At 31.3% G+C, this 6663-nt stretch carries 6 protein-coding genes and 1 pseudogene; 3 read left to right on the top strand and 4 right to left on the bottom strand.

Annotated elements, in window-relative coordinates; all coding sequences use genetic code 11:
- Nucleotides 1–523: pseudogene (locus ACF91D_RS27545) on the bottom strand (transposase family protein); the annotation flags it as partial.
- A gap of 195 nt (nt 524–718) precedes the next feature.
- Nucleotides 719–1720 (bottom strand): proline dehydrogenase family protein, encoded by a 1002-nt coding sequence (locus ACF91D_RS27540; RefSeq protein WP_119624556.1) that lies wholly within the window; start codon nt 1718–1720, stop codon nt 719–721.
- A 271-nt stretch (nt 1721–1991) separates the two neighbouring features.
- Here ACF91D_RS27540 and ACF91D_RS27535 point away from each other — a divergent pair, with 271 nt between their 5' ends.
- The 3 genes from ACF91D_RS27535 (at nt 1992) to ACF91D_RS27525 (ending at nt 4708) form a co-directional block, all read left to right on the top strand.
- Nucleotides 1992–2816, top strand: a complete 825-nt coding sequence (locus ACF91D_RS27535) for an alpha/beta fold hydrolase (RefSeq protein ID WP_042738377.1) — start codon at nt 1992–1994, stop codon at nt 2814–2816.
- Between the two features lie 388 nt (nt 2817–3204).
- On the top strand, nt 3205–4161 hold the full coding sequence (locus tag ACF91D_RS27530; RefSeq protein ID WP_042738378.1) for an L-lactate dehydrogenase: 957 nt from the start codon (nt 3205–3207) through the stop codon (nt 4159–4161).
- A 145-nt stretch (nt 4162–4306) separates the two neighbouring features.
- The gene (locus ACF91D_RS27525) at nt 4307–4708 is read left to right on the top strand and encodes a transcriptional regulator, SarA/Rot family (protein WP_042738379.1); all 402 of its coding nucleotides are present in this window, start codon (nt 4307–4309) and stop codon (nt 4706–4708) included.
- A gap of 425 nt (nt 4709–5133) precedes the next feature.
- Here the strand turns inward: ACF91D_RS27525 and mnmM are convergent, their stop codons facing one another.
- Nucleotides 5134–5694, bottom strand: coding sequence for a tRNA 5-(aminomethyl)-2-thiouridylate-methyltransferase MnmM (gene mnmM / locus ACF91D_RS27520; RefSeq protein ID WP_392438073.1), 561 nt, complete (start codon nt 5692–5694; stop codon nt 5134–5136).
- Nucleotides 5691–6644, bottom strand: coding sequence for a tRNA modification radical SAM protein MnmL/YtqA (mnmL, locus tag ACF91D_RS27515; RefSeq protein WP_042738381.1), 954 nt, complete (start codon nt 6642–6644; stop codon nt 5691–5693). The genes mnmM and mnmL overlap by 4 nt, the downstream gene beginning before the upstream one ends.
- Between the last annotated feature and the right edge of the window lie 19 nt (nt 6645–6663).

Below are 6663 nucleotides of genomic sequence, written 5' to 3'. Positions count from 1 at the left end.
GAAGATGATTGATTAATCAAGGCTGTAATTTTTCGATAACCGTAGGTATATTGATTTTCTTTACACAATTGAATGACTTTTTGCGTTAAGTTATCATTGTTATTATGCTTGTTTTTCCATCTATAGTATGTCGATTTAGGTATTTCTAAAATCTCAAGTATCATTTTGACTGGATATCTATGCTTTAATTGATCAACTAATTCTACGATTACTGTTGGTACCACTTCCTTTCCAATTCTTTGTACTTTTTTAAAATATCTAATTCAATATCTTTTCTTTTATTCTCTATTTTTAATTGTTCTACTTCTGAAAGTTCTTCCATTCCTTTACCATATGCATATTGCTTGCCTACTTGTTGAGAAAATCTATAAGTTTCCCCATTTCGATACCATCTCCACCATGTTTCGACCTGAGTTCTGTTTCTAATGTTTAATGTCTCCATAATTTCTTTTGTAGTATAACCCGTTTGTTTCATTTCAATAGTTTTATACTTTGTTTCTAATGAATAAGACACTCTTTTCATAGAAAAAACACCTCCGTATGATTCATTTTAAATGAATTCAACGGAAGTGTTTTTATTTTATTCCCATTAGTTGGGGTCAGTTCAATGACTTAGATTACTGTTTTTTTATTTTAATGGTTTAGACATTGTGAAGTACTTTCATAATGCATCAGCCATGTTTATTTATTGTAGATACAAAATCACTTTAATGCTGTGTTATTTTGAAGTGAACTTTTTGAAAAGTGCAATAGTTGCACCTAAAGCTGTTACACCTGCTGCAACAATACCAGCCTTTTTAAGCACTTCAGGTTTTGTAAATTCTTTGAACATTAAATTAAGGTTTTGTGGTCTTTCTGCTAAGCGTCTCATGAAATAACCAAACCAATCATCACCAAATGGTACATAAATACAGAAATTATATCCATCTTTAGCGATTTCTTCAGCTAATTCAGTTCTAAATCCATATAACATTTGGAATTCATATCGATGTTTAGGTATATTGTTATCCTTAATAAATTGTAAGATGTGAGTGATGACACGATCATCGTGCGTAGCAATTGATGTAACATTCTTAGCCGTCAATAATCTTTTCTTGATTAGACGTATGTAGTTTTCATCAATTTCCTCCTTGGTTTGATAAGCGATATTATCAGCTTCTTTATAAGCCCCTTTAACCATTCTTAATCTAAGTTCTGGATATTTATCTACCAAAGCATCTGCTTTATATAAATATGCTTGAATAACAGTACCTACATTTTTAAATTCACCTTTTAAACGATCTAGCACTTGCGTGATATCGAATAAACTATCATACTTCTCAGTATCAATATTAATATGCATATTATTGAATTTATTGGCTTTCAATAATATTTCACGTAAATTACGATAAGCTAAATCAATATCAAATTCTGAACCTAATTGGCTCAGTTTAATAGACATATGGCCATTTAAATTATGATTATTAATCGCATACATCACTTCTAAGATTTGATCTTTTGCTTGTATCGCTTCGCCTTCGGTGTCCACAAATTCACCTAGGCAATCAACAGTAACTGTAATTCCTTTATCGTTTAAACGTTCAATTGTGTCTAACAAAGCAGGGATTGTATTTCCTGCTACAACTTTATTCGCTCCTAACATGGGACCGATTTCTTTAGCTGCATTATTTAATAAAGTATTGTTAGATAGTCCTATAAAAAAATTTTTCACAATTGGCATATTAATTCCTCCCATTCTGCTAATAGCTTACCTTTCTATAATAGTGTAGCATGAATCAATTGTTAAAGAAATCGTTTACAATAAAATATATTACACTTTATATTTCATAGTACACTCATGTAATTGGTATAGAAGTGTTTTTATATATATAATGGCACAAAAATTAAATCATTCACGACAAACTACATGTTTAAAATGGAAATATCGTATACGATTTTGATACAATAAATGTAATGAATTAAATTTTTATATAGAAGGGGAAGTAGTAATTATGTGGAAATGGGAAACAGAAAATGAAGCTAAAGGCGTCATTGTGATCGCTCACAATATGCTAGAACATACAGGACGCTATGCATATGTTATTACCATGCTTCGCCGTAATGGATACCATGTGATTATGGGCGATTTACCAGGTCAAGGCCAAACTTCTCGTTCTAATAAAGGTCAAATTGAAAATTTTGACGTTTACCATGAGCATATACTTGAATGGATAAGAATCGCAAATGAATATAAGATTCCTACATATGTATTAGGTGTTGGATTAGGCGGCTTAATTATGTTGAATCTACTTGAAAAGGTCGACGTACCTATTGAAGGACTTATGTTAATTTCACCATTATTAGAATTTAAAAAAGGTAATAAAACACGTAAAGATAAAGTGATTTCAAATGTAGGGAAAATGGCCAAGGATAAACGCTTTAAAGTAGGTATAAAGGTTGAAGATTTAACACGTAATGAAGAGGTCATTGAAGAAACAATGAATGATCAATTGATGTTGCAAAAAGTTACATATAATTGGTACAAACAAATTACAGACATTATGAAAGAAACAGTGACACATTTAAAGGACATAGAATCTATACCTTTATTATTGATGTATGGTGATGCAGATAAGGTGGCAGATATCACTGCAATGAAACTAGTTAAAGATAAGGTCACAACCAATGAACTGTATTTTAAAGAATGGAAAGGTTTGTATCACGAGGTACATAATGAACCTGAACGTGATGAGGTAATGCGCTATATCTTAGCTTTCTTAAATAATAGTTCAAGTAATAATGGATTTGTAATTGATGATGAAAATGAACCTTCATAATGTGTCATGAATTAGTTATTTAGTTGAAAATTTATGATTGCTAGTTGGATTTTGAGTTGAAAGGTTATACGCCATATCTCAAGTTTTTGGTTTGGTTGATAATTTTCCCACTCAAAATTAAAAAAATACAAGTTGCTGTTGAGATACTCCGTTTAAAGTAGACACTGAAAAGTGAAGCCTTTGAAGGGAGTGTTTTTATAATCTGCAATTCATTTAAAATGTAATACTTCCGAACTGTATGAATATATCAATGAAATATTGTGATTATTTTCACAAAAAATATTGCAAAAACTAAAATTGTTTGGTATATTTAATTTGTGAAAAAAATCACATAATAAACATAAATTAAATAAACTTTTGAATAGTATTTGAGGGAGGCAGTTTTAATATGGAAATGATTAAAGGAAACAAAGTTGTATTAGTTGGTGATGGAGCAGTTGGTTCTAGTTATGCATTTGCAATGGTTGCCCAAGGTATTGCTGATGAACTTGTTATTATAGATTTAGCGGAAGAGAAAGTGAAAGGTGATGTATTAGACTTAAATCACGGAGCACCTTATGGCGATTCCCCAGTTAATGTTAAAGCAGGACGATATAGTGATTGTAGCGATGCAGATTTAGTTGTTATAACAGCTGGTGCAGCACAAAAACCTGGTGAAACTAGACTAGATTTAGTTGAAAAAAATACTAAAATATTTAAATCTATCGTAAGTGAAATTATGGATTCTGGATTTGACGGTATATTTTTAATCGCAAGTAATCCAGTTGATGTATTAACTTATGTTACTCATAAAGTTTCTGGCTTACCTAAAGAACGTGTTATTGGTTCAGGAACAATCCTTGATACTGCACGTTTCAAATATGAATTAGCACAAGAATTTGGCGTATCTCCAAGTAGTGTTGAAGGTTCAATTATTGGAGAACATGGTGATTCAGAATTAGCTGTTTGGTCACAAACACGCATTGCAGGACAACCTTTATATAATATGTTAAAAGATGATCCTAGCAAACAACATAGAATTGATGAAATTTTCGTTAATACGCGTGATGCTGCTTATGATATTATCAAAGCTAAAGGTGCGACATACTACGGTATTGCAATGGGCTTATTACACATCACAAAAGCAATTTTGAAAAATCAAAATGTAGTTTTAACAGTATCTAGCTATTTAGAAGGTGAATATGGACAAGACGATGTTTATATGGGTGTTCCTACATTAGTAAATAGAAATGGAGCAGTAAAAATATTTGAAACACCATTAAATGATGAAGAAATTAAATTATTTGAGCATTCTTCAAAAGTTTTGAAAGAAATGCAAAATAAAATCACGGATATAATTGCATAATTCATTGTTTATATTTAAACTGTAAATAAGATTAATTTTGTTTTAAAATCAAATATTTATAAAGAGTAGATTTACCACTCTTGGGGAATGTGATTTTACAAGTTAATCTAACATATATCATTTACTATGATTGGGGGAGTACTCTATGGGAAAGACACTTGCCGATAATGTTGATGGTGTATTGAGATTAGAATTAGTATTGCAAGACATCAATGATATCTTTAGCAAAGTTCAGAAGCAGTACAAAATGTCTAAAGAAGAAATCTTAATACTTCTTACTTTATGGAAAGAAGGATCAATGACTTTAAAGGAAATGGATGGTTTCGTTCAAATTAAATCATACAAACGTACAAGAACGTATAATGATTTAGTTGAAAAAGAGTGGATCTTAAAAGAAAGACCACAAAATGATGAACGTACAGTTATTATTCATTTTAATGAGAAATTGAAAGATCAAAGGGAAGATCTTTTGTCATTCTTTAAAGAAGAAATTGATTCAAAGTCATCAAGCATGCAAAACAGTCTTAAATCTATTTTAAATTTATAGGGAATGTTAAAGTAGGTTGAATTATAACTTATACTCTAACATTAAATGCGTGAAATAATTATATTTACGTAAATAGAGATTGGGACATGAAATCTCAATCTCAAAGGTAAAGAGCTAATCTGTAATGGATTGGCTCTTTTTTTAAATCTTACACTATAACACAATACACAAGGCGGATTGTAGTTCAATGTGCGACCAATTATATAAAAACAAAAAACGTTAATTTCTATATGTTCTAAATAGAAATTAACGTCTTTGCTAAAGTTGAGCGCTGTGTATGTGTACTTGCTATCATATGAAATTCACAGCGTATCGATATATGACATTAATAAAGTCGCTAACTCGACTGCTATAATTTTGATTAAGATATTAAATTTATTTGCTTTAAATTTGTTATGCGCCTTTTTGTTTGAAGTGTTCGGTATTTATCTTTTTTCTATAGCGCATACAAAAGGTGGATTATTTTGTTGATTAATAAATTGATATTGTAATACATGGGCTTGTTCTTGGTCGATTTGTGTTAAATAGTCAAATAATGCATCCTTTTCGATTTTCCCTTCAGGATGTCCATGATAAATCACTAATATAATGATACCTTCTTTGGATAATATTTGAAAAATATCCTCAATAGCTGCAATCGTCGTTTGTGGTTTGGTAACAACTGATTTATCTCCTTTAGGTAGGTAGCCTAAATTGAAGATTGCTGCATCGATATGACCATAATCAGTAGGTGGTATATATGTTTGCACATGCTCATGGCCGTCTTGAATCAATGTTACATTATCAAGATGTTTCGTACGTTCAAAGGTATTCTGAATTGCTGTTTTTTGTATATCAAATCCATAAACTTTACCATCAGGTACTTGCTCAGCTAAAAATAATGTATCATGACCATTGCCACATGTAGCATCAATCACAATGCTTTCTGAATTAACATGACTGGTAATTAATGATTTGGCAAATGGTAAAATGCGTTCTACCTTCATGATTTTACAGTACTTTCAAAGTATTTACCTTGATAAGAATTTCTTCTTGCTAATTCATTATCAATTTCATTTAGTACTTCCCATTTATTGACACTCCACATAGGACCTACCATTAAATCTATCGGTCCATCTCCTGTAATTCTATGAACAATCATTTCTTGTGGGATGATTTCTAATTGGTCACATACCAAGTTTGTATATTCTTCTTGAGACATGAATTCTAACATACCCTTATCGTATTGTTTGACCATTGGTGTACCTTTTAATAAATGTAATAAGTGTATTTTAATACCTTGAACGTCCATTTTTGCAACTTCTCGAGCTGTTTCCATCATCATATTGTAATCTTCACCTGGTAAACCATTAATGATGTGTGTACAAATGTTAATATTATGCTTTCTCAATTTTGCAACACCATCATGATATGTTTGCATATCATGAGCTCTGTTTATTAAATCAGATGTTTCTTGGTGTACGGTTTGTAATCCGAGTTCCACCCATAAATAAGTACGTTCGTTTAATTCTGCTAAATATTCAACCACGTCATCTGGTAAACAATCTGGACGTGTTGCTATAGATAAACCAACGACACCAGGTTCCTTTAATACTGCTTCGTATTTTTCGCGTAATACTTCAACAGGGGCATGTGTGTTTGTAAAAGCTTGGAAATAAGCTATATATTGACCTTCGTGCCATTTCTCATGCATGCGATCTTTAATTTGTTGGAATTGTACTTCTACTGGATCTGCGCGATTCCCAGCAAAGTCACCACTACCTGCAGCTGAACAAAATGTGCAGCCACCATGTGCAACAGTGCCATCTCTATTAGGACAGTCGAATCCGCCATCGATTGCTACCTTAAATATTTTTTGTCCAAATTTATTTTTTAAGTGGTAATTCCATGTATGATATCTTTTGTTTTCAAATGCGTAAGGGAAAAATTGACCCATGAGACATTTTCCTTTCTAA

Source organism: Staphylococcus sp. 231237_7MaSpsaltlick, assembly GCF_043107035.1.
This window is presented reverse-complemented; position numbering and strand designations above follow the sequence as displayed.